This is a genomic window from Halomonas sp. SIMBA_159 (genome assembly GCF_046536035.1).
Lineage (GTDB): Bacteria > Pseudomonadota > Gammaproteobacteria > Pseudomonadales > Halomonadaceae > Vreelandella > Vreelandella venusta_A.
Genome location: NZ_JAWJBT010000401.1, coordinates 1 through 278, shown reverse-complemented (window position 1 = coordinate 278; position 278 = coordinate 1). Strand labels below are relative to the sequence as shown.

Sequence of the window (278 nt, the reverse complement as noted above, 5' to 3'; positions counted from 1 at the left end):
GCTCGCGTTGCCTGTGCTGCGCGAGAACGATCCCTCTTCGCAAAAGGGCATCGTCGCGAATGTCGGGCGCGGCACGTCCAACAGCGACAGTGCCGCGGACCAGCGCGCCGCGCAACTGTTCGAGATCCAGCACAATGCGTGGATTCTCGATCCGTTGCTGAAAGGTGCTTATCCTGAGGCGCTTTTCGAATTGTGGCCGGGCACCGAGCCGTTGATACTCGGCGGTGACATGCAGATCATTTCCGCACCGCTCGATTTTCTCGGCATCAACTATTACT

The 278-nt window shown here is 59.0% G+C and carries 1 protein-coding gene; it reads left to right on the top strand.

Annotated features, from left to right (window positions below; genetic code table 11):
• Positions 1-278: family 1 glycosylhydrolase (locus tag R0J87_RS19785; protein ID WP_498888392.1), on the top strand; the 278-nt coding region annotated here is incomplete at both ends.